Source organism: Bacillus testis, assembly GCF_001243895.1.
In the GTDB taxonomy this organism is placed as follows: domain Bacteria; phylum Bacillota; class Bacilli; order Bacillales; family DSM-1321; genus Bacillus_AD; species Bacillus_AD testis.
In genome coordinates this window covers 776095-801389 of record NZ_LN851186.1, presented here as the reverse complement: position 1 = coordinate 801389, position 25295 = coordinate 776095, and the positions used below count along the sequence as shown (strand labels likewise).

The 25295-nt window shown below is 42.1% G+C and carries 24 protein-coding genes and 2 pseudogenes; 8 read left to right on the top strand and 18 right to left on the bottom strand.

Going from position 1 to position 25295, the window contains the following annotated elements:
- Positions 1 to 40 precede the first annotated feature (40 nt).
- The 6 genes from BN1765_RS04430 to BN1765_RS04405 form a co-directional block, all read right to left on the bottom strand.
- Positions 41 to 1057: an oxidoreductase gene (locus BN1765_RS04430; protein WP_050614029.1), complete on the bottom strand. Its 1017-nt coding sequence runs from the start codon at positions 1055 to 1057 to the stop codon at positions 41 to 43.
- Positions 1058 to 1285: 228 nt separating this feature from the next.
- Positions 1286 to 2197 carry a PTS system mannose/fructose/sorbose family transporter subunit IID gene (locus BN1765_RS04425; protein WP_050614028.1) on the bottom strand — a complete coding sequence of 304 codons (912 nt, stop codon included), beginning with the start codon at positions 2195 to 2197 and terminating at the stop codon, positions 1286 to 1288.
- A gap of 21 nt (positions 2198 to 2218) precedes the next feature.
- Positions 2219 to 3025, bottom strand: a complete 807-nt coding sequence (locus BN1765_RS04420) for a PTS mannose/fructose/sorbose transporter subunit IIC (protein WP_050614027.1) — start codon at positions 3023 to 3025, stop codon at positions 2219 to 2221.
- Positions 3026 to 3056: 31 nt separating this feature from the next.
- Entirely contained in the window at positions 3057 to 4028 is a 972-nt protein-coding gene (locus BN1765_RS04415) for a mannose/fructose/sorbose PTS transporter subunit IIA (RefSeq protein ID WP_050614026.1), read from the bottom strand.
- A 451-nt stretch (positions 4029 to 4479) separates the two neighbouring features.
- Positions 4480 to 4851 carry a DUF956 family protein gene (locus BN1765_RS04410; RefSeq protein WP_050614025.1) on the bottom strand — a complete coding sequence of 124 codons (372 nt, stop codon included), beginning with the start codon at positions 4849 to 4851 and terminating at the stop codon, positions 4480 to 4482.
- A gap of 500 nt (positions 4852 to 5351) precedes the next feature.
- Positions 5352 to 6218, bottom strand: coding sequence for a hypothetical protein (locus BN1765_RS04405; RefSeq protein WP_050614024.1), 867 nt, complete (start codon positions 6216 to 6218; stop codon positions 5352 to 5354).
- Between the two features lie 709 nt (positions 6219 to 6927).
- Between BN1765_RS04405 and BN1765_RS19955 the strand changes: the two genes are divergently transcribed.
- Complete coding sequence (locus tag BN1765_RS19955; protein WP_154666076.1) at positions 6928 to 7068, top strand: hypothetical protein; 141 nt, start codon at positions 6928 to 6930, stop codon at positions 7066 to 7068.
- Positions 7069 to 7210: 142 nt separating this feature from the next.
- On the opposite strand, the gene rlmD is transcribed toward BN1765_RS19955, so the two are convergent.
- From rlmD to BN1765_RS04375, 6 genes are all read right to left on the bottom strand, one after another.
- Positions 7211 to 8590, bottom strand: coding sequence for a 23S rRNA (uracil(1939)-C(5))-methyltransferase RlmD (gene rlmD / locus BN1765_RS04400; protein ID WP_050614023.1), 1380 nt, complete (start codon positions 8588 to 8590; stop codon positions 7211 to 7213).
- Positions 8587 to 9474, bottom strand: a complete 888-nt coding sequence (locus BN1765_RS04395; protein ID WP_050614022.1) for a DNA-3-methyladenine glycosylase family protein — start codon at positions 9472 to 9474, stop codon at positions 8587 to 8589. The genes rlmD and BN1765_RS04395 overlap by 4 nt, the downstream gene beginning before the upstream one ends.
- A 56-nt stretch (positions 9475 to 9530) precedes the next feature.
- The gene (locus tag BN1765_RS04390; protein WP_050614021.1) at positions 9531 to 10388 is read right to left on the bottom strand and encodes an alpha/beta fold hydrolase; all 858 of its coding nucleotides are present in this window, start codon (positions 10386 to 10388) and stop codon (positions 9531 to 9533) included.
- An 84-nt stretch (positions 10389 to 10472) separates the two neighbouring features.
- Positions 10473 to 11267: a delta-lactam-biosynthetic de-N-acetylase gene (pdaA, locus tag BN1765_RS04385; protein ID WP_050614020.1), complete on the bottom strand. Its 795-nt coding sequence runs from the start codon at positions 11265 to 11267 to the stop codon at positions 10473 to 10475.
- A gap of 455 nt (positions 11268 to 11722) precedes the next feature.
- A complete protein-coding gene (locus tag BN1765_RS04380; protein ID WP_050614019.1) occupies positions 11723 to 13267 on the bottom strand; it encodes a fumarate hydratase in 1545 nt (514 codons plus the stop codon).
- Positions 13268 to 13479: 212 nt separating this feature from the next.
- Positions 13480 to 13659, bottom strand: coding sequence for an SE1561 family protein (locus BN1765_RS04375; RefSeq protein ID WP_050614018.1), 180 nt, complete (start codon positions 13657 to 13659; stop codon positions 13480 to 13482).
- A 157-nt stretch (positions 13660 to 13816) separates the two neighbouring features.
- Here BN1765_RS04375 and BN1765_RS20360 point away from each other — a divergent pair.
- A pseudogene (locus BN1765_RS20360) lies at positions 13817 to 14036 on the top strand (radical SAM/CxCxxxxC motif protein YfkAB); the annotation flags it as partial.
- 157 nt (positions 14037 to 14193) lie between these two features.
- On the opposite strand, the gene BN1765_RS04370 reads toward BN1765_RS20360, so the two are convergent.
- Complete coding sequence (locus BN1765_RS04370; protein ID WP_230199563.1) at positions 14194 to 14916, bottom strand: YfkD famly protein; 723 nt, start codon at positions 14914 to 14916, stop codon at positions 14194 to 14196.
- Positions 14917 to 15318: 402 nt separating this feature from the next.
- Entirely contained in the window at positions 15319 to 15663 is a 345-nt protein-coding gene (locus BN1765_RS04365) for a hypothetical protein (RefSeq protein ID WP_050614016.1), read from the bottom strand.
- A 36-nt stretch (positions 15664 to 15699) separates the two neighbouring features.
- Between BN1765_RS04365 and BN1765_RS04360 the strand changes: the two genes are divergently transcribed.
- On the top strand, positions 15700 to 16875 hold the full coding sequence (locus tag BN1765_RS04360) for an MFS transporter (protein ID WP_050614015.1): 1176 nt from the start codon (positions 15700 to 15702) through the stop codon (positions 16873 to 16875).
- 223 nt (positions 16876 to 17098) lie between these two features.
- Positions 17099 to 19027, top strand: a complete 1929-nt coding sequence (locus tag BN1765_RS04355; RefSeq protein ID WP_050614014.1) for a heavy metal translocating P-type ATPase — start codon at positions 17099 to 17101, stop codon at positions 19025 to 19027.
- Between the two features lie 39 nt (positions 19028 to 19066).
- Here the strand turns inward: BN1765_RS04355 and BN1765_RS04350 are convergent, their stop codons facing one another.
- The 3 genes from BN1765_RS04350 to BN1765_RS04340 form a co-directional block, all read right to left on the bottom strand.
- Positions 19067 to 19882, bottom strand: a complete 816-nt coding sequence (locus tag BN1765_RS04350) for a YihY/virulence factor BrkB family protein (RefSeq protein WP_050614013.1) — start codon at positions 19880 to 19882, stop codon at positions 19067 to 19069.
- A gap of 31 nt (positions 19883 to 19913) precedes the next feature.
- Positions 19914 to 20291 (bottom strand): YtxH domain-containing protein, encoded by a 378-nt coding sequence (locus tag BN1765_RS04345; protein ID WP_050614012.1) that lies wholly within the window; start codon positions 20289 to 20291, stop codon positions 19914 to 19916.
- A 205-nt stretch (positions 20292 to 20496) separates the two neighbouring features.
- Positions 20497 to 20967 carry a low molecular weight protein-tyrosine-phosphatase gene (locus BN1765_RS04340; RefSeq protein WP_050614011.1) on the bottom strand — a complete coding sequence of 157 codons (471 nt, stop codon included), beginning with the start codon at positions 20965 to 20967 and terminating at the stop codon, positions 20497 to 20499.
- A gap of 248 nt (positions 20968 to 21215) precedes the next feature.
- Here BN1765_RS04340 and BN1765_RS04335 point away from each other — a divergent pair, with 248 nt between their 5' ends.
- On the top strand, positions 21216 to 21440 hold the full coding sequence (locus tag BN1765_RS04335) for a DUF1128 domain-containing protein (RefSeq protein ID WP_050614010.1): 225 nt from the start codon (positions 21216 to 21218) through the stop codon (positions 21438 to 21440).
- 66 nt (positions 21441 to 21506) lie between these two features.
- On the opposite strand, the gene BN1765_RS04330 is transcribed toward BN1765_RS04335, so the two are convergent.
- The gene (locus tag BN1765_RS04330) at positions 21507 to 22532 is read right to left on the bottom strand and encodes an HD-GYP domain-containing protein (RefSeq protein ID WP_050614009.1); all 1026 of its coding nucleotides are present in this window, start codon (positions 22530 to 22532) and stop codon (positions 21507 to 21509) included.
- 311 nt (positions 22533 to 22843) lie between these two features.
- Between BN1765_RS04330 and BN1765_RS20715 the strand changes: the two are divergent.
- The 3 genes and pseudogenes from BN1765_RS20715 to BN1765_RS19435 all read left to right on the top strand — a co-directional run.
- Positions 22844 to 23590: pseudogene (locus tag BN1765_RS20715) on the top strand (cache domain-containing protein); the annotation flags it as partial.
- A complete protein-coding gene (locus BN1765_RS20710) occupies positions 23582 to 24538 on the top strand; it encodes a methyl-accepting chemotaxis protein (protein ID WP_390621189.1) in 957 nt (318 codons plus the stop codon). The pseudogene BN1765_RS20715 and the gene BN1765_RS20710, both read left to right, overlap by 9 nt.
- Positions 24539 to 24649: 111 nt before the next feature.
- Entirely contained in the window at positions 24650 to 25045 is a 396-nt protein-coding gene (locus BN1765_RS19435; RefSeq protein ID WP_075050777.1) for a thiol-disulfide oxidoreductase DCC family protein, read from the top strand.
- Positions 25046 to 25295 lie beyond the last annotated feature (250 nt).

Here is a 25295-nt window from a genome sequence, read left to right as displayed (position 1 = left end):
CCCCCTAGAATAGAGAGTTATAGCCGCTTAGCGGTTTTTTTCACTTTATATTTTTAATGCCCGTTTCTAATATCTCCATTTGCAGCAATGTCTGTTCATCTGTAATCGTTTTATCTTTGTCATTCATGATGGCTTCATATAAATCATCATATACTCTTCCATAATCGCCATTGACCGATTTCACTTTTTCTTCGTGAATTGTACCTTCCTCATCAATATAGGTCAGAACACCATAATGTTTTAGTGTATCGATTCCAAAGTCTTTATTGCCAGGCATGTAAAATAATTTTAAGTGTTCTTCCTGACGGTCTTTGGTCTCTTTCACAAAGCATCCCTTTTTGCCATGAACCACGAAGCTTGGTCTTTCTTTAAGTCTAAAATAGCTGGATTTTACAGAAACTTTTAATCCACCATAGTATAGATCCAAATCAAAATAATCGTTCATTCTTCCTTGTCCCAATAATTGCCTTACATCATAATGGATATGTTCGGGCTTGCCGAAATAGCTGATCACCTGATCCAATGTATGGCAGCCATGTCCGTATAAAAACGACAAAGCAGGATCAGAAGTATGAATGGACTCGGGTACTTCGGGACGAAAATAATCATAATGCATTTCAACTTCCAGTAAATCCCCTAATTTCCCTTCTTCTATGACCTTTTGAACGGTTAAAAAATCACTATCAAAACGTCTATTTTGGTACGCCTGAACAATTAATCCTTTCTCTTTTGCGATTGCAAATATTTCTTTTGCCTGCTCGGTAGTTTCCATAAAAGGCTTTTCAACCAAACAGTTTTTATTATGTTCTAATACTAATTTAGCGTATTCATAATGACTGTCATGTTTTGTACAAACCACAATGAGTTGTATTTCCTTGTCATTTAAAAGTTCGTCTAAATTGGACGTATAATGGATCCCTGCAATCCGATCCCAACTTTCATGATCAGAATTTCTTTGATAAATTGTCTTTACCTTTATATTCTCTCTTAGCAGTACGAATGGCAAATGATATCTGTTAGTGCTTTTCCCATTTCCAATATAACCAATAGTAAGCATAGCAGCCTCCTAAATCCTATTTACTATTTTCAGTTAAAACGATTGTCTCTTGTAATGGACTTCAAATTCCATCTTACTTATATATAGCGTAACAGGTCTAATGATTAGCTTTGTAACGGCATAAGAAAAGCACCTCCATAAATGATTGGTTCATACCAGGAGGTGCTTTCCCATTTGATTAACAGGCTTACATTTGATCTTTGAACAAAGCCTGATCTAGAGTCTTTATTACATTATGTTCAGTACGTGGAACACAACACCAACCACGAATAATCCAAGAATCATAATGATTGGAGAAACTTTCTTCTTAAGCAGCCACATGCAAAGTAATGTTAACAGCAATGCAGCTAAACCAGGGATTAAACTATCTAAATTATCTTGTAAAGTGGTTACTTTAATATCACTTAACGAAAGACCAGATGCCTGCTGTTCTAACGCCGTTTTTACGCCTTCTGATCCTGAAGGCAATTTATCCCAATCGATATAGGCGCCATCATCAAGTTGGACGGATGATACCGTTGGCGTAAACTTGATGGATACCCAACGGTTAACTAATGCACCAAGGATAAACATACCCAGTATCGAAGCACCTTTGGTAATATCTCGAAGTAATCCGCCAGATAAGTCGTCTGTGATTTTCGATCCAGCTTTGTAACCAAATTCCTGCGTATACCAAGTGAATCCCATACGGATAAGATTCCATAAAACGAAGTAAAGAATCGGTCCAAGAATGTTACCAGTCATAGCAAGCGAAGCTGCTAACGCACCAAGGATTGGCTTAATTGTGAACCAGAAAACTGGGTCGCCGATCCCTGCTAGAGGTCCCATCATTCCGACTTTAACCCCTTGAATAGCTACATCGTCAACTGGCGCACCATTTGCACGGTCTTCTTCAAGCGCTAAAGTTACACCGAGAATAGGTGATGCTACATACGGATGAGTATTAAAGAATTCTAAGTGACGTTTTAGTGCAGCAGAACGGTCTTCTTTTGTTTTATATAATCTTTTGATAGCAGGAATCATTGCATATGCCCAACCACCGTTTTGCATACGTTCATAGTTCCAAGAACCTTGAATGAATGTTGAACGCCACCAAACAGATAAACGATCTTTTTTGGATAATCTCAATTGTTTTTCCATTTTTTGTCCTCCTCCTTCTCCTTAGTAATTATCGATAATAGCGCCTAATGGATCACCGGTGTTACCGTTTCCGCCATTACCTGAACCGCCTTGTTTAGAAAGAGCTAAATAGATGAGGGCAAGAGCCACACCGATAGCACCCAAGCCGATAAGTGTGATTTCTGTAACTGTTGCTAATACGAAACCAATTGCAAAAAATGGCCATACTTCTTTTGTTGCCATCATGTTAATAACCATTGCATAACCAACAGCTACAACCATGCCACCGCCGATTGCCAAACCGTCTGTCAACCACATTGGCATAGATTCAAGCATGTTTCGAACCGGACCAGCACCAATTGCTAAGATCAATGCAGCTGGGATTGCAATACGTAATCCTTGCATGCAGATAGCAGCAACGTGCCAAAATTCCACTACTTTGAAGTTTCCTTCTTGAGCTGCAGCATCCATAAAGTGAACGAATGCTGTCGCAATAGTACGGCAAATAATTGTCAATAATAGCCCTGCAACTGCAAGTGGTACAGCAATCGCGATTGCAGAAGAAATACCATCTTGGCCTTGTCCACTTAAAACTAAAATAATAGCAGATGCAACTGATGCCAACGCAGCATCCGGTGCTACGGCAGCTCCAATGTTTGCCCAACCTAAAGCGATCATTTGAAGCGTTCCGCCTAAGATCAGACAAGGTACGAGTTCTCCTGTAACTAAGCCTATTAACGTACATGCAATGATTGGCTGATGGAAGTGGAATTCATCTAAAATTCCTTCTACACCAGCTAAAAATGCTACGAATACGACTAATATTATTTGAATAATAGTCAAATCCATGATGATTCATCCTCCCTTTTTATACAGCTGATTATTTTTGTTTATTCAACTCTTCTTGAGCCTTCTTAATAATTTCGTCCATGTTTCCTTTTGAATCATTCGGAACTTTACGGACATCGAATTTCAAACCTTGTTCTTTTAATTTTGCAAAAGTTTCAACATCATCTTGGTTGAATGCCAAAACCTTATTTGGTTGAACTTTACCAGGTGAGTGTGCCATAGAACCAACATTGATCGTATCCAATGGAACGCCGCCTTCAACCGCTCTTAGGACATCTTGCGGGTTTTCAAAAAGAAGTAGTGCGCGTTGGCCGCCGAAGTGTTGATCGTCTTTTGCAAGTTCAATCATTTTATGTATAGGAACAACGTGCGCCTTTACTCCTGGTGGTGCAGCCTGTTGAATTAATTTCTTACGAAGATCATCCTTTGCTACTGCATCAGATACAACAATGATACGAGTAGGATGTGTAGCTTTTGTCCAAGCAGTCGCTACTTGACCGTGAAGTAAACGAGAGTCGATGCGCGCTAAAACATATTCAAATTTACCTGGGGCACCTGCTGCTGCTGATTGTTGGCCAGCCGGTGCAGCAGTTTCTGCTGGTTCTAATTCTTCAGGTCTTACTTTGACTCCTTCTTTAGCAGCACCGAGGATTTGTGCAGCAATTTCATGCGCTGTGTTCATTGAAAAACGTGATGCAAAAGCTTCAATCAACATTGGCAAGTTCATGCCAGCAACGATTGCCCACTTGTCCTTGTGTTCTTCAAACAAGCTATTGGCTTGGTTGAAAGGAGTACCACCCCAAAGATCGACTAAGAATAATACTTCATCTTGGTTATCGAAAGATGCGATTGCTTCTTTCATTTTTGCCTTTACATCATCAGGTCCTTCGCTAGGCATTAATGTAACAGCTTTAACATTTTCTTGTGCTCCAAAGATCATCTCTCCAGATTGCAAGATACCATTAGCAAATTCGCCGTGACTAGCAATGATAATCCCTACCATCTTTTTACCTCCTTGAATATTGTTACAATCGAACAAACACGCCTAGTTTAATAGATGTGTTTTCTAACCATCCGTAACCGATTACATAACCGATAAAAAGCATAAATAAAAAGGCGATAAAATGAAGATACAGATATAAATGCCCATTCTTCTCATCAATCCATACTTCTTACTCATGCCTGCTCGAATAAGTAATAGGTAAAAAAATAAAGATGATGGTTAATTAGACCTTCTTTTCTAAAACTTCAACCAATTTTCACAGTGATTATAGCACGCGTATAATCCGCTTTCAAAAACATATATTTCCATATATCACTACTTTTTTCATAATATCATAGAAGTTGTGTGCAAACTTTGTGCATAGTTGAAAGATAACACTTTTAAATTTCACAATTTCAAATTTTTTTCAACAAAAAAAGACAAGTTTCCAACCTGTCTTTTTACGAGCATATCACTTTTTAAATGTACTTTTCACGCCACGTTTGACCACATCTAAGAAACTTAATGACTGAACCATATGATCTGGATCAACGTATTCACGAATGGTTCGCAAAACTTTTTTTGAATCTTTAGAGGAAAATGTATATGTCCCATTTTTCTTAGTTTGAATAGCATAACGTGGAATCCATTTCCCTTTGAACATGATAGAAGCAATCACATAATCAACTTCTTCCCAAGGAATTTGAATAAATTTACGAGGATCGCGATTATTGAAGAATTCAAATCCTTTGTCTCCAATCATGATTTTCCCGTAATCCGTAAGCCCTAAATGCGAGGTTGCATCAATAACTAAATCGACTTTTGTATTGATTGATTGAACCATTTGATGTACTCCATTTCTCTCTTTTAATATTCATTATTATACGCATTTTCTCACTTCAAGTGAATAGAGAGATTAACATGGAAGAACCTTCTTCATAAGCAGTTCGTTCGCTGTTACAAGAAAACCTCCCTAAACTTTTCACTTATTCCTCTTTTTCTCGCTCGTTTTTCACGCTTTTGTCACATTTTTATCAAGTTAAAATAACGATTTCCGAGTTTCAAAAAAAGACAGGGCTATCTCTTATGGGATCGCCCTGTCTTTCTCATGCTTTTTTACGAAATCTTTTTTCTCGCTCGAAGGAGCAATCAGAAATGTTTATTATGAATTAGGTTGGATTTTTTTGTTAGTGGTTAGTTACATTTCAAAACGATCTGCGCCACACATTCCACGTGTATGGACCGTATGCGGCAACACATGGGGTGCTGGTGGGTTCTTATATATGCTCGTTTTGTATTTTAGTGAAATAAATCCTATTTTTCTTATTCGTCTTCAACTAATCATTAGGCTAACGTCTTATTACGTATTATTGCGCCATTAGGCTTTGGCAGCTCTTGATCTGTTATCTGATTCATTTTACAAAAATGTTTGAAAAATTGTTGTGCCAACTCTCGTTCATTTGGATCACTTTTCAACGATATTATAACAAGCAAAATTTGAGCCATCCATGCATTATCAAAATAACGGTATTTACCTGTATTCCATGTCACTTTTTCTGGGGATTTTTTATTTACATAATATTCCCAGAAAACCGACTGATCCGATTCCTTTTCTGAAAGTTGGAGTCTGTATTTTGAATGAGCAGGAATATATCCGTCTTCACAAAGCTTACCGACAAAGTCTTCATTCACCATATACACACCTAAGATACGTCTGTCTTTTTCAGGCACGTTGGAATCGATTGCTGTTAACAGGACAGCGCTATTTTGATGCAAGCGGACCGGCTTGTTCGGCTTCCCCTTGTTAGTACCACTTTTTATTGCACCTGAAAAAACCTTCCACTCTGAAATAGAACTATCTTGTTCTTCTGTGTCACACCAAAAAACCATTTGTGATTCAGGATGAAGTTTATGATTTTTCATAAGTTTTTTGTGTTCTAAGCGAAGATGCTGTTGCTTTCGTTGTAGCTTTTTTTCCTCTTCCTTTTTCAATTCTTCTTCTTTTCGTTCATTTTCCTTTTTTTTTATAATTAGTTCAAGTGACTTAGCATCACTTTTATCATATAGTTTTAGGTATTTTCCAAATACATCAGGAAAAACAAACATTTTATTTTCCGATGCAAAATGTATTTCAATACTTGTATCATTATGCTTAACTATACTACCTATGCCGAAACGCTTGTGTGTAACTTTCTTATTGATTAGATTCATTATTCAAGTCCTCCTTGTAAAATAAAAACTATGTTACCAATAAACAGAATATAGGCAATTATATTCAACCAACTTAAAGCTCACACAACTGTTTGCATTTTTTTCTTCGTTTTAAATAAAGATATAAAAAAAACGTATCCAAATTCGATCTGCAAAAAAGTCCAGCGGAATTTGAAATACGATCAAAAAAACAATTGTAAGATTATCATAACATTTTTTCAATAAATTTACAAATGTATTATTGACAAATCATTTTATTCTGATGTAAAATTAAATTTTATTATATTTATCGCATTAAAATTACTATGAAATAAGGACCTCTAAAAAGTTGCACTTTTTCCCCATATAAATAACCACTTGATTACCGGTGTAAGCATAGAAGGGCTTCTTATATAAAATTAAGATAAGCTAATTCCTTTCCTAGAAAATAAACCGATGAATTCATCTATGTGCTAGTCACATATGCTGAACATGAATTTTTTTCTAATTAAATTCCATATAAAAAGTCCCTAATTTCGCAAGGATATTTGCACAAAAATCAGGGTCAAGATTGAAAAGCTCTATAGACTGAATATTGACAATACTTACGCAAAGTTATGAAAAAGATGCTGTCTCTAGCTAGAGATTTAGACGAGGCTCTTTTTTTATAAAAAGCATCAATCAGCTGCAGAACAAGAAACTTGAATATGTAAATCTCTATACGGAGGATTTGATCACGAAAAAAGATTTAAATGAATTCAAGATGTTGAATGACAGAAAAATCGAAGATGCAAAAGCGAAGCGAATTCAGCTCGATGAAAGCCTGAAGGAATGCACAGAGGATAGTTACTCTATTGATTTGAGCAAATAATTGAAGGATCTTTTAAATCAGAACTTACTCCCCAATTCCTTCACTCACTGGTCGAGATCATCATTTGTAAAAGTGATGGCACATCCGAATTCAATACATGGGAAACATAAAAAGGCAGAGCCCCAAATGAGGGCTAACTGCCTTATTTCAATATAAGTTGTGCAACACACTCAACGTGCGCCGTCTGCGGAAACATATCAACCGGCTGGATATACTCCACCTTATACTGCTTGCCCAGTTGCTGAATGTCCTTCGCCAATGTAGATGGATTGCATGATACATAGACAATGCGCTTTGGTTTGACACGCAAGATGGTCTGCAATAATGCTTGGTCGCAGCCGCTTCTTGGCGGGTCGACGACGATGACGTCTGGCTTCCATCCTTCTTTGACCCAGCTTGGCAATACATTTTCGGCTTTGCCGGCTACGTATTTCACGTTGGTTTTGCCGTGGCGGCTGGCATTTTCCTTTGCATCTCGGATGGATTCCTTAATGACATCCATTCCGCGCACTTCTTTGGCGTCATCGGACAGCCATAAGCCGATTGTCCCCACTCCACAATAAGCATCGACGACGTTTTCTTTTCCTGTCAGTGCGGCTGCTTTTTTCGCTTCGTCGTACAGCTTCACGGTCTGGATTGGATTCAATTGGAAGAATGTTCGGGCCGACAGCTCGTACGATAAATCCCCCAGCGTTTCCTTGATCACATTCGCTCCTGCTAAAGGAAGGGTTTTTTCGCCGAAAATCAGTGACGTATCCGAGTTGTTGATATTCTGGACGAATGATTTCACTTCCGGATGTTTGCTCATCACCATTTCGATCAGCTGCTCTTTTTTCGGCAGTTCTTTCTTGGCTGTTACGATGACAACTTGCGCTTCCCCTGTCGCAAAGCCAGCGCGGACGATGATTGTCCGGACGATGCCTGTTTTCTTTTTCTCGTTGTAAATCGGAATACCGAGCTTTTGCAGTGCTTTTTTGACTGTCTCTGTGATTTCATTGCAAGCGGGATGCTGCACAATGCATTCTGGGATGTCAATGAGGCGGTGCGAGTTAGCCCCGTATAGGCCGGCGATCACTTTGCCTTCTTTGACCCCAACCTGAAATTGGCTTTTATTGCGGTAGTTCCATGGATCTTCCATCCCGATTGTTTCTCTAATGTCCAGTTGATCCGCTGTGTTACGCATATAGCGTTCAAATGCTTGTTTGACGATATCGCGCTTTTCCTTCAGCTGTTGGCTGTAGGCCAAATGCTGGATTTGGCAGCCGCCGCATACGTCGTATACAGGGCAAGGCGGTTTCACTCGGTGCGGAGATGCTTTCCGTATCTTCTTTACTTTCGCTTCAGCAAATTTTGGATGCACCTTAGTTGCTTCTGCGACGATTTCTTCTCCCGGAAGTGCTCCAGGCACAAAGACAACCCCACGCTTGAAATAACCGACACCTTCACCGTTTATGCCTAAGCGTTTTATAGTCAGCGGAAAGGTCTGTCCCAATTTCAGCGCTATTTCTTGTTGCTTGTTCATTTTATTTTTTCACTCCGTTTTTCTATGCTTCTCCATAAATAGAGAGCAGCGTAACTTGAATAAGGCTCATAAGCCTGCATGAAGCCAGCCATTTCTTCCATGGTTGGCTTTTGCTCCAACTGCATGATTTGCTTGAGAGCATTTTGAATGCCGATATCGGCCTTTGGAAATATATTGGAACGGCCAAGGGCAAATAATAGGAAGCTTTCCGCTGTCCATTTGCCGATGCCTCTCACTTTTGTTAAAGCAGCGATTACTTCTTCGTCACTGGCGTCTTTCAAAGGCTCCAATTCCAAGCGGCCTTCCACTATTTCATTGGCAAGGCCGATGATATACTCAGCTTTCCTGCCGCTGAATTGAAGCTCCCGCAATTGCTCGACCGTCAAGGCTGCAACTGTTTCAGGGCGCGGATAAAACCAGGCCCCGTCCTTTTGAAAGCCAAAGCTTTGCACAAAGCGGGTTGTCAATACATAGGCGAACTTGAGGTTCAGCTGCTGATGGATAATGCTCTTCGTTAGATTGCCGAAGTAATCAAAATCTAATACTAACGCTGTTCCATGATGGGCGTCAAATAATGGTTTAAGAGCCGTTTGCCGGAAATGCTCATTGATGCCCTTCAGAGAGGAACGCCAACCGAATATTTCTTCTATCCTTTGTATAGCTTCCAGTCTGCTTTCCTCTTGATTGCCCGAGAGCAGAAAGGATGGGTCTTCAGTGGAACCGCATGCCTGGACGGTAATCACGTGGGGACCTGTGGATAAAAAAAGCGGAACCTTGATTGTTCTCTGGGATAGATCGACTGCCTGAAGCGGGTCCAGCAATAACCGGTCCAAAACTCCTTCAAAATAATACGGTCCTTCCACTATAAGCGTCTCTTTCCACATACATACGTTCCCCCCTCGGAATCTTTTATGTATTATATCACGTTTGAATTCAGCAATCATAGCCGTCTGTGTTCTTCTAGATACGCCCTGATCAAAGCACTGGTTTCCTCAGGATTGGTCAGCATCAATAAATAGTAGCTATTCGGTATTTCTTTTACGTCCATTCTGCTTTCTTTCTTGGCTTCCAGCCGCATGTGTTGAAGCAGAGATGCCGCCCCAGCTGGCGTTTCTTGAAGATCGGCTAACAGCAGCAATGTAGGGATATCGTGATGATGGTGAAATAAAAAGCGGCCGCAGTTGATTTCTTCGCCAAGAGCCGCCATGGCATTCTGATCGGTTTTAGGGATGAATGCATTCTCTTCCGCCAAATAACGGTACAGGTGCATACGTGTTCTGATGATAAAAGCTTTCACCTGTTCAGATACATGTACACCCAGCCGTTCGATACGAGCTGCATATTCCACGGCATTTTGGCGGAGGCTTTGGAGATCAGGAAAAACAGGTGGGGTATGGAATGGGATTTGAAGAAGATGATAGGGACTCGGGTCATAATAACCGCCATCCAATAGAATCAGCCCTGCCACTCTTTCCGGATATTTTGCCGTAAATGTCTGTGCAACCCATGCCGAAAAAGAGCTGGCAACAATCCAAGCCTTATCTACATTCAGATAATCCATAACATCCTTCAGGACTTCCGTGAAGGCGTCAAGCGTCCATCTTTCGGATCTGCCTGATTCGCCATGGCCTGGCCAGTCGAAAGCAATACAACGGCAATCGGTGAAAAACGACAACATTTCTTCATATGATTCTTTCTCTTCTCCCAGAGCGTGCAGAAAAAGAATGCTTTGGGAATTGGGACACTCGTTTTCGACATAAGCAATCTGCATGCTTGGTATCATTTTTGTTTTCTTCATATCCGCACCCCTTTTTCTATATTATGCCATATCCAACACTCCTTTTTGGCACATAAAAAAAGAAAACCTTCCTGAGAAGATTTTCTACATGATGCCGCTTTTCACTTCACGCTTCATCACTAAATAATCGAGGCTTTTGAAGGCATAGCCTTTCTTTTTAAGATCTGTGATGACAGCGTCCAATGCCTCTGCATTGTCTTTGGAAATGGAATGGATCAGCATGATGGCCCCCGGATGGACCTGGCTGGTGATTTGCTGGTAGGCATAGGAAGCGCCCTTCTGGTTTTTGACATCCCAATCTTTATAGGCCAGTGACCAGAAAACATTTATATATCCGGCCTTATTGGTGATGTTCAGTGTCTTTTCACTGAAAATGCCCCGCGGCGGCCGAAGATACATCATTGATTTTTGCCCCGTCAATTCCTGCGTCTTTTTCTGGACAGAGCTTAATTCTTCCAACATCTTCGTTTGAGAGAGAGTCGTCATGTCCGGGTGATGCCAGGAATGGTTGCCGATTAAATGGCCCTCTTCCACCATGCGTTTGGCGAGGTCCGGTGCCGTCTCCAGATAATGACCTGTCACAAAGAAGATAGCGGGTACATTCTGTTTCTTCAGGACATCGAGAATTTTTGCGGTGTAGCCATTTTCATAGCCATTATCGAAAGTTAGATAAAGCACCTTCTCTTTAGCATCTCCCTTATAGAAAGCGCCATGCTTCTGCACGATGCGGTTAAGCTCTTCCCCTGCATCTGCCGGTATGCCATTACGGCTTTTGACAATGCCCCAGCCATAAGGTTTATTAGAAAACTCCGCATAAGCCGTCATGCTAAAGCAAAGACTGCAAAAGAGTGAAAATAGAATCAACACAACTTTTTTCATAACAAATCCCCTTCTTTCATTCATTACTCCTTATTATCCGAAAACAACTCGAAAACATAATAGGTAAATAATGAAAAGCGGAAGTGACCGTTTAGGGACGTACAAACTGGAGCCCTTTTCTTGAGATAAAGGATACACAGCGAACGTAGAGAGCTGATGTTGACTTATCGTAGAGAAAAGGGCGAAGTTTGCTAGTCCCTGGTCACTGCAGCTAGACAATGAAAAGCGGAAGGGCACGTTTAGCGACGTACAAACTGGAGTGTTTCTCTCAAAATGAAGGAAACACGGCGAAGGTACGAGCCGATGTTGACTTATTGAAGAGAGAAACGCGAAGTTTGCTAGTCGCTGTGCCCTGCAGCTGGATCAAGAAAAGCGGAAGGGCACGTTTAGCGACGCAAACTGGTAAAAAAGCAAAAAAAGCTGCACCAGTACGGCGCAGCTTTCAGTGCAACTATTTAAAATACACGTTCTTTAAATGCAGACAATCTTTCCAATGAAGACTGGTCGATGTCTTTATGCAGGCTGTTTCCGTGGGAATCCATCGTTACCACTGCCTTGAATCCTTCCACCTGCAAATGCCACATGGCTTCAGGTATGCCGAAATTCATTAAGTCTACGCCTTCTACTTTCTTGATGCAGTCGGCATAGTATTGGGCTGCTCCGCCAATGGCATTCAGATAGACACCGCCATGCTCTCCAAGGGCTTGCAGGGTTTTGGCGCCCATGCCTCCTTTGCCGATTACAGCGCGGATGCCAAATTTTTTCATGATATCGCCTTGGTATGGCTCTTCGCGGATGCTGGTTGTCGGGCCGGCCGCTTTTACATGCCATTCGCCTTTATCATCTTTCAGCATGACAGGGCCGCAATGGTAGATGATTTGGCCGTTCAAATCGACCGGCGCATCATGGTCGCTTAAATATTTGTGGATGGCATCTCTTCCTGTGTACATCATTCCATCAATTTTTACGACATCTCCCACCTTGAGAGAACGGATTTGTTCTTCTGAGATCGGGGCTTTCAGGATGATTTCTGCTGGTGCCTCTTCCGCCGCAGCAGCCGTTTGCTTTTCTGCTTCCTCAACCAGATTGATTTTTTCCCCTTCCTGGTATAGCCATTCGCTGATTTCGCCTGTTTGTGCATCCATCTTGATTCCAAGACGGCGGAAAGCCCAACAGTTATAGGCAACAGATACGAAGAAGCTGGCCGGAATACGGTGCATAACACCGATTTTACAGCCCAATAATGTCGTCTCTCCACCGAAGCCCATTGTTCCGATACCTAGTTCATTGGCATGCTCCATCACGTATTCTTCTAATTTGCGCAAATCTTCATTTTCATTCACATCTTCGGAGCTGCGGAATAATTGTGCCTTAGCCAGGTCGTAGCCGGATGAGCGGTCTCCGCCTATCCCTACTCCAATGAAGCCGGCACTGCAGCCTTGCCCTTGCGCCTGATAAACGGAGTGCATGATGCATTTGCGGATTCCATCGAGATCCCGTCCTGCTCTGCCAAGGCCTTCAAGCTCGCAAGGCAAGCTGTATTGAATGTTCTTATTTTCACAGCCGCCGCCTTTTAAGATCAAGCGGGCATCGATATAGTCTTTTTCCCATTGTTCGAATTTAATGACAGGCACACCTGCCCCAAGATTGTCGCCGCTATTTTCCCCTGTTAATGAATCAACTGCGTTCGGGCGGAGTTTGCCGTCCTTTGTCGCCTGTACGATCGCTTTATAAATGGCTTCCTTGATCTCCAGCTGGTTCACGCCAATCGGAGTTTTAATTTTAAAAGTCGGAAGTCCCGTATCCTGGCAAATCGGAGAAATGGCTTCATCCGCCATCTGGATATTTTCAGAAATGGTCGCCAAGCTCATTGCTGAACGGGTGCCGGCGATTTCTTTTTGCTTCGCTTTTTGCAGAGCACGCCGCACATCTTTCGGTAAATTGGTGCTTGTTTCTACAATCAGTTGATACATGCTTTCTTGAAGTTTTTCCATGTTCATCCCGTTTCCCCCTCGTGTATGGCCGATCCTCTTCAATCTATTTGGCCTTTACAGCCAAATTGGATTAATCACCCATATATTATACTCCTTGAACATAATTTGGAAAAGTTTAAAAGATAGCGTTTACACGATTAGCAGAGCTCCAGCCGCCTGCAAAAAGCGATTAGCCAAATTGAAAAAACAGGCCCCAACTATTGTGTGGGCCTGCTTCTTTAACGTGTTTTGAATTGCTCGCATTTCAATTCCAATTCATCAAGGATTTCAATCAGACGGTCTACGTCTTCAAGGTTGGCATCCTCTGGATCAATCGTATCTAATACTTCAATGAACATCGTTAATCGTTGTTTCAGAAAGTTCATTTGATCATCTTTATTCATTATTGGTTTTCCCATGAGCTATGCTCCTTTCACTCCTGCGTACCCTACTCGTATTGCAGTATACCCATTCATTCTCTTACAAAAAGAATAGAAATTCAACGGAAATGTGATATTCCATCTATTTAGGACATAAAAAAGATACAGTATCATCCCTTAAATACGCTCCATACAAAAACGGACACTTATTGAATTCACGACCATAACACTTTGCAATAGGCGCCAGTCGGCTATACCTTATCTTCAAAAGATGCTCCCGGCACTGCCGATCGATCGGTTTGATGAAGTCCCTGACTTAAAAGCGCTCAGAATCACAGGCGGCGAGCCGATGCTTATATGTAGTGCCCTTATTGAAGTATACCCCTGACAGAGGGATTCGAACCCAGCTGGACTCAATTTGCATTTGCTGGATATTCGCAATGAAGATATCTGATGCTTTTCGGTATGTTCCCATTCTATCCTTGCAGCCCGAATGTCGTTTTAATGAGAGGGAATCTTAGCAACGCCCTAAAAAAGCGGGTTGATCATCTTAGGATCAACCCGCTTTTTCGTTTATCTCGGACGATTGGTGGCGTAAAAGCCAAATGACAAATGGTCTTGGACAGGAATCCATGCGCCAATTCCTTGCGAAGTCACATTCTTCACCACCAATGACTTTTTGTTTCCTTTCAGAACCAAATACACTTCGCCATAGGTAACCTTCCCCTTCTCATTAATGGCGCTTGCATAGGTATAAAGATAGCCCAGGTTTTTAGGCGGAACATTATAAATGCGTTCATTCTTAGTGCCTGCCCCTATGATTGTATCGAATGAAAGCGGCAGTTTTGTCTTCTTTGCCGCTTTTATAAGCATCATTTTCTGAACATCTTCTGCTTGAGGAACTTTCGCGGTCAGCCCTCCGCGGACCGTTTTTTGTACTTCCTGAACATAATGCATCGGATAGATCGTCTCGGAACCTCTGTTGTCATGGAAATTAGTGTTGATTTTTTGATATTCCCAGTTAGGGGATGTTTCAGCCGATTGATACAACAGCGCCCAGTGGCCAAGGTAAATCGTTGCACGGTATCCCAAGGCAAATGGGGCCTTGCTGATGGATGTCTCATTTAAAATTCTAATAAGCTCCGGATTTTCAATACTTACATTAGAAGAAGAAATCAATGATTTTGCCAGCTCGCTGGGCTGTAAATATGGCAAGTCCTGAGTCGGGTTTGGATATGTGTTTTCTTTTGCGATTTGCAGCACGGTAGTCGGTATCTTTATACTGTCCCGGTTCATTGCCTTTGGATTGCCGGCTGCTGAACTGGATACTGGTACAACACCCAGCCACAGAATCAAACTGAAAGTTGCAAGTATTTTTTTCATGATGGTTGCTCCTTCTATATAAACTTCTTGGAATAACCATAGGTTTCACTTCCATTTTTCTTTCTATGCATATGATCTGTTATCCATGTTTTTCTTAATCTACTGCTTCCGCTAAAATAATGGGGATTTTTGATTTGATCTTAAAAGAGAAAGCAAGGATCCAGAGCGATTTTCACATTCTCCTTTAGTGGGGACCCTTGTAATGTCTATTTAAACAAACAACTTTCCTGTCATTAATTTGTAATATTTTGATTATTTACAATTATCAATCACAGGTTTATAATAACCTTAATCCCATTAAAGGAGGTTAAATGTTCAGGCATCGAAATGCATACTTGCTTTCAAGGAGGAATGCGTATAAGACTTACAGCAGCCCATACTTACTCCATTCGTTTTTAAAAAATCCATATAAGGAAAGCGGTGAATATTCCAACAAGTATTATACGAGCCCAATCGTTCAATCAGGTTGTTTCCCAGAGAGTAGCCAGTACGATCAGTATCAATACTAAATGTCGGATTGCCATATGCTTGATCATGTAAATAAAAACACATAATGAAGATTCTGCAAAGCTTGATATGCGGAATCTTCATTTTATTTTGACTACCATCCGCTTTTTCCCCTCTTCTTCCTTGCAGAATATCCTCACCGCCAGTTAACATAGATAGTAAGACACACTTATAAAGGACAATACATAGATGAAACATTTACAATTACGCTTTTGGATTCTTGTTTGCATTGTCGCCATTTCCGGTTTGTCGCAAGGGATGCTGATGCCGTTGATTGCTATTATTTTCGAAAACGATGGCGTCGATTCATCGTTGAACGGCTTGAATGCTTCAGGCTTGTACATCGGCATCTTGTTGGCATCTCCTCTCATGGAAGCTCCCTTGCGCCGCTTCGGCTACCGGCCCCTGTTAATCGCAGGTGCAGGCACGGTTGTCATTGCATTTGCCCTGTTTCCTGTTTGGAAATCATTTTGGTTCTGGTTCATCTTGCGTTTAATCATAGGCATCGGGGATAATATGCTCCATTTCTCCACGCAGACATGGATCACTTCTTTTTCACCCTTGCATAAACGCGGCCGCAATATCGCCATCTACGGATTGTTTTTCAGCCTTGGATTTGCAGTTGGCCCATTGCTTGCTGGCTTGGTCCAATATAATGAAGCGCTGCCTTTCATTCTTTCTTCAGGCGTGACACTGATTGCCTGGCTGGCCATTTTTCTTTTAAAGAATGAAAAACCGGAACAACTGATCCAAACGACTTCTATAATGGGGACATTCGGCCGCTTCAAACAGGTTTTTGCCTATGCCTGGGTTGCCTTTCTGCCGCCACTCGGCTATGGGTTCCTCGAAGCATCGCTGAACGGAAATTTCCCCGTGTATGCCTTACGAAGAGGATTGGATATTGATGCCGTTTCTTTGCTCTTGCCCGCTTTTGCAATCGGAAGCATTATTTTCCAGATTCCGCTTGGCGTGCTGAGTGACCGTTTCGGCCGGAGAAAATTATTGATGGCTATTATGTTGGGCGGTGCTTTCATTTTCTTTATCGCCGGTAACGTACAGGAATCGATTCTTGGACTTTCACTGTGCTTCCTCACTGCCGGCATGATTGTCGGATCCACCTATTCGCTGGGCATTAGCTATATGGCGGATCTTTTGTCAGCCGATTTACTGCCTGCCGGAAATATAATGTGCAGCGTCTTTTTCAGTTTTGGGAGCATGATTGGCCCGTTCATTGGCGGAAATGTCATCAAGCATTTCTCCGGCGGTTCCTTTTTCTTCATGTTCACCATTATGCTGATCTTTATATGCGGTGCACTGGCTATGTTCCGGCAAAAACAACATCGTTCACAAAAAAGTGCAGCATAGGCTCCTATTTTCATTCATTTTTGCACATAGAAATGATACGATATAATTAGAAATATTTTAATATAACAAATAATCAATATTCAGGATTAACTATGACGCATTCATGCGTTCATTCCATTATTATCAAGGTTTGCTGTCACCAAAGGTGGCAGCTTTCGTGTTTTATCAGGGTATTGATTATGAATATCTTTCTCAATTAGATACTACTAAGGAGGCATAACGAATGAATGCACAACCAAAGCAGCTGACGCAAAAACTGGAAGAGATAGAAGCCCGGCCTTGGATGGAAAAGATAAAACCATTTGTTGAATTGATCGCCGCAGGTATTTGCGGGATTCTGATCGCTCTTGCTTGGCTGGTGTCCAAGTATGACCACCAATCATTATCCATTGCTTTATATATTGCTTCTTTCCTTATCGGCGGTTTTGCAAAGGCCAAACAAGGCATCGAAGATACGATGAAAAATAAGGAATTGAATGTCGAAATGCTGATGGTGCTTGCAGCCATAGGCTCGGCAATCATCGGCTATTGGACGGAAGGTGCCGTACTTATTTTCATTTTTGCTGTAAGCGGTGCGCTTGAAACCTATGCGATGAACAAAAGCCGCAAAGAAATTTCCGCTCTAATGAACCTTCAACCGGAAGAAGCTGTGAAAATCATGCCAAACGGCGAGGAAGTGAAGGTCCATATTTCCGAATTGGCCGTCGGCGACCACATCCTGGTCAAGGCAGGCGAAAGCATCCCTACCGACGGAATCATCATTGATGGCAACACACATATTAACCAAGCGGCCATCACCGGTGAATCCATACCTGTCTCTAAAAAAGTAAACGATGAAGTATTCGCCGGCACCGTCAATCTGCGGGGGACCATCACGCTTGAAATGCTGAAGCCAAGCGATGAAACGTTATTCCAAAAAATCATCACCCTTGTCCAATCGGCACAAAGTGAAAAATCGCCGTCGCAGCAATTCATTGAAAAATTTGAAGGGACTTACGTTAAAGCCGTATTGGCTGCTGTTGCATTGATGATGTTCCTCCCACATTTTCTCTTAGGATGGTCTTGGACAGAAACATTTTACCGTGCGATGATCTTACTGGTTGTCGCCAGCCCGTGTGCATTAGTCGCTTCTATCATGCCGGCCACTCTGGCGGCGATCTCTAATGGCGCACGCCATGGGACGTTATTCAAAGGCGGCGTGCATCTTGAAAATTTAGGGAACCTCCAAGCGATCGCTTTGGATAAAACGGGTACACTGACTAAGGGGAAACCGGAAGTGACACATGTTTACTTCCGTGAAGATTTAACGGAGGAACAATTCCTCCATACTGTCGCTTCCATCGAGAAGTATTCCAATCATCCGCTTGCCCAAGCGATTGTCCGCTACAGCCTGGAGCATATAGCGCTTCCGCTCGTAAAACCAGAAGATACAGAAGATGTAAGCGGATGGGGAGTCCAAGCCACGATTGCTGGCCAACGCTGGAAGGTTGGCAAAGCTAGTTTTGTGGACAAAGAGGATGCCCACCGGTTTATGGATGGGATTGCCCTTACTTTGGCCGGTGAAGGAAATACAGTCACATTTGCACGTGATGAACATGGCATTGCCGGTGTCATTGCGCTGAAAGATGTGGTCCGTGATGAAACCAAACAAGCAATCAGTACACTTAAATCATTAGGAGTCCACACGGTCATGCTGACAGGCGACAGCCTAAAAACAGCATCTGCCATTGCTGAGGAAATCAATATCGATGAGTATGTGGCTGAATGCCTGCCAGAAAAAAAAGTAGAAAAGATAAAAGAATTGAAAGAGCGCTATACAACAGTCGCCATGGTCGGGGATGGCATTAACGATGCGCCGGCACTGGCAACAGCGACGGTAGGCATCGCGATGGGAGAAGGCACAGATGTGGCACTGGAAACGGCAGACGTAGTTCTTATGAAGAACAATCTGCCGCGGATTGCGGAAGCCATAGCCCTGTCCAAGAAAATGAACAGGATCATCAAAGAGAACGTCATTTTTTCCATCGCTGTGATTGCTTGCCTGATCGCATCCAATTTCCTTCAATTTGTCGATTTGCCGCTCGGTGTAATCGGCCATGAAGGAAGCACCATATTGGTTATCCTGAATGGATTGCGGCTACTGAAAAATTGACCAATAAAAGGAGGAAAGCTAATTCAGCTTCCCTCCTTTTTAGCATTCACGTTTCATAGCGTTCAGTTCTGCGCCAAGAACAATGATATACGCCAACAAATAAAACCAGAGCATGAGAACAATAATCCCTCCGATGCTTCCATAGGTAGTCGAGTAATGGGAGAAATTATTCACGTAAAAAGAAAAGCCCAATGATACTACACTCCAACCTACTGTAGCAAAGATAGCTCCCCAGAATACTTCCCTGTCCTTCATCTTAACGACTGGGAATACCCAATACACGATTGAAAATACAAGAAAAAGAATCAGGATGCTGAGCAGCCACCTGATCGCATCCCACATATGTAAGAATTGCTTATCATATCCTAATAGATCGAAGAAAAATAAGCCGATTTGCTTGCCGAAAACCGGAAGCAACAGAGCGACAATAAAAACAAAGAGCATTGCGACTGTGAGGACCAGTGCGATTGCCCTCATAATAATATATGTACGGTTATCATGGATATCATATGCTTTGTTAAATGCCTTCAGCATTCCATTCATCGCATTCGAGGAAGACCAAAGCGTGCCGACTATTCCTAGAGACAATAGCTTGCCGCTGCCCTGCATGAAATTGGTGATAGGGCCTTCAATCAGCTTCAATGAGTCTTCAGGTATATAGGCAGATAAGTAGCTGATGATATCACTTTCAGTAATAGGCAGGTATGGCAGCAGTGTCGCCACTACAATCAACAAAGGAAAAAGTGACAAAAGAAAGAAAAAAGCAAGCGAGGCTGCCATTCCCGAAACATCATGATCTTTCATACGCAATAACATTGCACGGATTACTATTATAATTTGGTTCACGAGTTCCATAGAACAGACAGCACCTCACTTGGAGATTGTATTAGGATACAGGTTCTTTATTTGATTCACTATGATTTTCAACAATTGCATCCTTTGTTTCTTTGACTGCATTCACAACCTGTGGTGTAACCTCTTTGAATTCCTCTACTTTGCCGGAAATGAAAGAGACATCGTCAGAAATGCTTTCGATGGACGAACGGATTTTATTTGATGTTTCCTTTAGGTCTTCCAACAAGCGATCTGGATTTTGAACAAAATCTTTTGTTGTCCGATAGCCATTCTTGCAGCTTTCCATCATTGTTTCCCGTGTATGCTTGTCCAGCATAGTGACAGCAGCTCCAGCCAGCGCGCCAAATAAAATCCCTTTCCATAGTTTACTCTTCTTTCTTTCATTGTATGAATTCCGTAAATCAGTCATGTTAGATTCCCTCTTTCTATTTATTTTTTCTTCTCCTTTTCAAGTTCCACTTTCATCACATTCTGACTCTCGCCAGGGTTCCGGGTTCAAAAAATGCCGTGAAGCCGAAAAGTGTATGTGGTAGATCAATCGACAGGTATGAATTCAGGATGGCATCTACTGATTGGCTAAGGATGACTGGAAACCCGCTGATCAAAGTTGCACTTTATAAGGAATGTTCCATCTTAATCAACTCGAGCAGTGCTTGGCAGCCGGATGCCACTAATTCTGCCACTTCGTCAAAGTTGCCTGTATAATAGGGATCCGGTACGTCTTTGACTAATTGATCGGAAGCAAGGTCAAGCAGCCGAATTACACGCGCTTTTGATTGTTTTGGTTCGATGCTTTGGATATTATTGATATTGCTTGCATCCATTCCGATTATGTAATCGAAATTCTCAAAGTCATCTACCGATAATTGTCTCGCTTGCATCCCTTCATAGCTGATCCCTCTTTGGTCCAAAAGCTGGCGCGTCCCTAAATGCGGCGGATGTCCGACATGCCAATCTCCTGTGCCGGCTGAATCGATGGAAATCTTTCTATCCAACCCTTCCCTTTTCACTAAGTCACGAAACATCGCTTCCGCCATGGGGGACCTGCAGATATTCCCGAGACATACAAACAACACATGCACCATCTTCTACACATCCTTTTTATTCTTTCAATACAATATATACTTTTTTCTCCTTCTATCTTAGTATATTTCTTTTTCTTTTACCCACTTTTTTTTGTGTCCACTCTTATTCCTTATCTGCTGGTGCGCTTTTTTCCCGCTTCTGCCTTGATAAGAGTCCGGGACATGTTTTGTGATACAGCAACAGATATTGACAGGAAGATTCAAGTATGGAAACATGGGAAAGAAACCAGGGAGAAAGGGAGTAAACAATGGATCTCACACAAAATAAACCAGAGCATGTCGAATATATGGTGGAAAAAATCAAAGAAAAATTGCGCATGATGAACATCGGTGCCATTAAATCGGACCACTTCGACCATAATATGTACGAAGAACTTTTTGAGCTTTATGAAATGGTCATGAAAAAACCTACATTCAGCCCGAGTGAAATGGAAGCTATCGCGGCAGAATTGGGGAGCCTAAAGAAAGCTTAAAGATCAATAGAGAATTGCTTGATATACAGAAGGACGCCTGCCTTTATGCTAAAGCAGGCGTCCTTTTTATTCATGTCCAAGTTCCTTCAAATACGTATTGAGAATCTTCTCCTGCTCCACCATGACCTTGCTTATAATGATAGAGGGATTATTGACTAATGCGAGTTCCATATTGTTATGAATGAGGCGCACATAGGGCCTCTGCATATTTTTGTGGATTTTCGTCACAATCGCTTCTTCTTTTGTATTCAGCTTCACTTTAGTGCCCGGCGGATAGAACGGCACCTCCTGGACGAATAGCTTTACCAGCTCTGTCGAAAACCAACTGCCGGCTTTTGTCATAATGAACTCAAGCGCTATATGGGGTGGGTAATAATTCTCCGAAATCAAATGGTCATAGAGATTAGCAATCCCGCATATCTGTGCAAATTCATGAATAAAAGGGCCCTTCACTCCCCGCGGGTAACCGCTCCCATCTTCGTGCTCATGGTGCTGGAAAGCCATATGTGCAGTCATGAGGCTAATTTCCTTAATGCCCCGCAAATAGTGAAATCCCGCTTCCGGGTGTTCATCAGGCGTTTTAGAAAGAACTTTCCCCAGATCATGAACTAAGGCGCCCAACGCTAAATCCCCGGCCTTTACGCGATTATAATTCTTCTTCTTTCCCAATTGAATAGATAGCAGTGCCACATTGACACTATGGGCATAGACATGCAGTTCCTCCGCTAAAAACGTGACGGGAATCAGCACAATCGCCCCGCGGCTATATACTTCATCAACCAATTGATTGGCTGTTTGCAGGAGCTGTCTCAGCGGCAATTCTCCCTCCCGTCCCACTTTTTCGAATGCATCCTGGACCTGTGTAATGCAATCGATCCATGTAGGCATGTCAATCATCTCTTCCATTGTAATGCCTTGGGAAATAGAATCTTCAACGAATACATATTGGAAATTCAGCTTCTGTAGCTTTTGGACAAATGCCGGATGGATCGTCCGCCCCTCTGCCAACAACACACGATGGTATTTATCATAAATAGGCCTGGCCAATTCCATGGTCGCTGTTTCATATTCTTGCAGTCTGATCAGTCTCACTTTTGCTCCCCCGTTCAACCATATTTTGCATCATTAACTTTATATCAATCGCCATAGGAAAAAAGAGGATAAATACTCTATTTTCAATACGGCTTCTTTCATTTCCACACTCTTCTCCCATACATCCAATGGCCTATTAATATGTATCTTTTTTGCCTTTCTTCTTCAAATTCTCCCTCTTTTCTCCGATAAACCAAAAGATAAGGTATGACTTATTTCATACCTTTACACAAATCAATCCAGAGAAGTTTAGAGCAAACAGGCTTTTTTCTTTTCCAGCATTTTTATAGAAAGAATCGGGGGAAACAGGTATGAAAGCATTCAATAACTTAAAGATTACGTCCAAATTCAATATGCTCGTTATCACGGCTTTATTCTTTCTGGCAATTGTCGTTGGCTTCTTGGTGATATGGAAAGTGGATAGCGCCATCCGGCATAATGGGCTTGAAAAAGTGAAGACAGACTTACTGTTGAGCTACCAAGCGTTTGACTCGCAATATCCAGGAAATTGGAAAGAAGAGGATGGAAAGCTATACAAAGGAAGCGTTCTTGTCACGGATACCATTGCCAAGCGGATGGGAGACATGACCAATGATGAAGTATCCATTTATGCCGGCGACAAAGCTGTTGCTTCAACCATCCAGAATAACGCTAAGGCCGGGACTGGTTCAATAGCCGTTCCCGTAGTAAAAGAAAAGACGTTGAACAATGGGAAAACCTTCTTCGGCAATATCAAGGTCGGAGGGAAACAATATGAAACTGGCGTTTTGCCAATCCGCAGCTCTTCGGCACAGATTGTCGGATTATGGCATGTGAGCGCCAAAGAAACGCTTGTAGACGATGTGATTAGCTCGATATTCATTGTCATTTGCATCTCATCCCTCGCTCTAATCGCGTTATCCTTTTTAATCGTGTGGTTTTTTACACATACGCTAAAAAAACGGCTTAACCATATATCCATCGCCTTGGATAATGCAGGAAACGGCGATTTTTCAACCGAAATCATAGATGATAAAGGCGATGAAATCGGGCAATTGGCCAGCAGTTATATGAAAATGAGAGAGAACTTAGGCAAGCTGATCCTAACCATTAAGAGCAATTCAGAACAGGTGGCTTCAGCTGCCGAACAGTTGAATGCCAGCTCGGAAGAAACCAGCAGGGCCACCGACTCGATTGCCCAGTCCATCCAGGAAGTAGCTTCAGCCGGCGATTCTCAAAACGACTACGTAAAAACCCTTGAAGAAACAAGCAACACGGTCCTGCATAACATCACCCAAATCGCCGATGTGTCTAATACGGTTCTGGCAGCTTCAAACGAAAATGCGAAGGATGCCCAATCGGGAGGCAACATGATGAATAAGACGATGGAGCAGGTCAATAAAATCAATGATACGACAAAAAGTACCGCCGAGATGATCTATCATTTGGGAGAACAGTCCAAAGAAATTAATAGCATCGTCAACATTATTACCGATATCGCCGAACAAACAAATCTTCTGGCTTTAAACGCAGCCATCGAAGCTGCACGGGCAGGAGAACACGGCAGAGGATTTGCTGTTGTAGCGGATGAAGTCCGTAAACTGGCGGAACAATCCAATCAGTCGGCCCAGCAGATCCGTTTGTTAATATCGGATATCCAACAAGGCATTAGCGGGTCCATCAGTTCAATGGAAGAAGGACGGCACGCGATTATAGATGGTTTGGATCTCGCCGCTACCGCTCAGGCATCCTTACTGGCAATCTCAGAATCGGCTCAGGATATGTATCAAAAAGTCTCTAGCATTACATCAGCCATAGATGAAATACAGAAAGGGACTGAAGATATGGACCATGTGATTCAATCCACGGTGGACCTGATCAAAAATACATCCTCCCTTACCCAGACGGTGGCCGCTTCGGCAGAAGAACAGAATGCCGCCATGCAGGAAGTGGCAGCGTCTGCCCATTCCTTAAGCAACCTATCGGACGAATTAGCCGAAACGATAGACAGCTTCAAGCTTGCCTGATGCCAGGCAGACATATGTTTATGTGTTTTAGTCCGTGGTAAAATAAAGATATAACCAATCATCAAAGGGCGTTGTATAGGCCCTTTTTCTTGGCGGGGAGGAGGCTTCATATTGAATAAGGGTATTGTTTTATTTGACGGCGACTGTCATATTTGCAATCGGAGTGTTCAATTCATCCTCCATAGAGACCGTAATGATTATTTCCGATTTGCTTCCCTGCAAAGTGAAATAGGCGGAAAATTGCTGGACCAATACGGCATCCCCCATGATTACGACAGTATTGTTTTCATTAGTGATCACAAAGCCTACTGCCAATCTGATGCCGTATGCCAGATATGCCTTCATTTATCTGGTTTATGGAAGATATTCTATTTAGGGAAATACATTCCCTCACCTATTCGGAATTGGCTATACCGCTTTGTCGCAGAACATAGATACCTATTCAATTCACAGCAAAAAGCATGCCCTATTCCTACGGAAAAAGAAAGAAAGGCCATGCTTCAATAGAGTGAAACTTTATCAGTGAATGATCCATGCCCCCTTCACTTCCGTGTTGAAGTAGGCGTTCAGTTAGAATGGGATTAAAAAGGAGGATGAATGCTCAACATTCATCCTCCTTTTCTTTCTGGCAGAGCTAATTCGACAATAATAGCAGTCATGTCGAACTTTTTATTCTGGATAATGTGAACATTATGTGTATTTTTAGATAGGCATAAAATAAAATATAATAAAGTAAAACTATGATCGGCAGGGTTAT

Bases quoted from the DNA above. Each gene is read 5' to 3' on its own strand.
- rlmD (WP_050614023.1), bottom strand. From the start codon at position 8,590: ATGAACAAGCAACAAGAAATAGCGCTGAAATTGGGACAGACCTTTCCG.
- BN1765_RS04395 (WP_050614022.1), bottom strand. From the start codon at position 9,474: ATGTGGAAAGAGACGCTTATAGTGGAAGGACCGTATTATTTTGAAGGA.
- BN1765_RS04360 (WP_050614015.1), top strand. From the start codon at position 15,700: ATGAAACATTTACAATTACGCTTTTGGATTCTTGTTTGCATTGTCGCC.
- BN1765_RS04425 (WP_050614028.1), bottom strand. From the start codon at position 2,197: ATGGAAAAACAATTGAGATTATCCAAAAAAGATCGTTTATCTGTTTGG.
- BN1765_RS04340 (WP_050614011.1), bottom strand. From the start codon at position 20,967: ATGGTGCATGTGTTGTTTGTATGTCTCGGGAATATCTGCAGGTCCCCC.
- BN1765_RS04415 (WP_050614026.1), bottom strand. From the start codon at position 4,028: ATGGTAGGGATTATCATTGCTAGTCACGGCGAATTTGCTAATGGTATC.
- BN1765_RS04345 (WP_050614012.1), bottom strand. From the start codon at position 20,291: ATGACTGATTTACGGAATTCATACAATGAAAGAAAGAAGAGTAAACTA.
- BN1765_RS04355 (WP_050614014.1), top strand. From the start codon at position 17,099: ATGAATGCACAACCAAAGCAGCTGACGCAAAAACTGGAAGAGATAGAA.
- BN1765_RS04410 (WP_050614025.1), bottom strand. From the start codon at position 4,851: ATGGTTCAATCAATCAATACAAAAGTCGATTTAGTTATTGATGCAACC.
- BN1765_RS04390 (WP_050614021.1), bottom strand. From the start codon at position 10,388: ATGAAGAAAACAAAAATGATACCAAGCATGCAGATTGCTTATGTCGAA.
- BN1765_RS04370 (WP_230199563.1), bottom strand. From the start codon at position 14,916: ATGAACCGGGACAGTATAAAGATACCGACTACCGTGCTGCAAATCGCA.
- BN1765_RS04365 (WP_050614016.1), bottom strand. From the start codon at position 15,663: ATGTTAACTGGCGGTGAGGATATTCTGCAAGGAAGAAGAGGGGAAAAA.
- BN1765_RS04430 (WP_050614029.1), bottom strand. From the start codon at position 1,057: ATGCTTACTATTGGTTATATTGGAAATGGGAAAAGCACTAACAGATAT.
- BN1765_RS04350 (WP_050614013.1), bottom strand. From the start codon at position 19,882: ATGGAACTCGTGAACCAAATTATAATAGTAATCCGTGCAATGTTATTG.
- BN1765_RS04405 (WP_050614024.1), bottom strand. From the start codon at position 6,218: ATGAATCTAATCAATAAGAAAGTTACACACAAGCGTTTCGGCATAGGT.
- BN1765_RS04420 (WP_050614027.1), bottom strand. From the start codon at position 3,025: ATGGATTTGACTATTATTCAAATAATATTAGTCGTATTCGTAGCATTT.
- BN1765_RS20710 (WP_390621189.1), top strand. From the start codon at position 23,582: ATGAAAATGAGAGAGAACTTAGGCAAGCTGATCCTAACCATTAAGAGC.
- BN1765_RS04335 (WP_050614010.1), top strand. From the start codon at position 21,216: ATGGATCTCACACAAAATAAACCAGAGCATGTCGAATATATGGTGGAA.
- pdaA (WP_050614020.1), bottom strand. From the start codon at position 11,267: ATGAAAAAAGTTGTGTTGATTCTATTTTCACTCTTTTGCAGTCTTTGC.
- BN1765_RS04380 (WP_050614019.1), bottom strand. From the start codon at position 13,267: ATGAACATGGAAAAACTTCAAGAAAGCATGTATCAACTGATTGTAGAA.
- BN1765_RS04375 (WP_050614018.1), bottom strand. From the start codon at position 13,659: ATGGGAAAACCAATAATGAATAAAGATGATCAAATGAACTTTCTGAAA.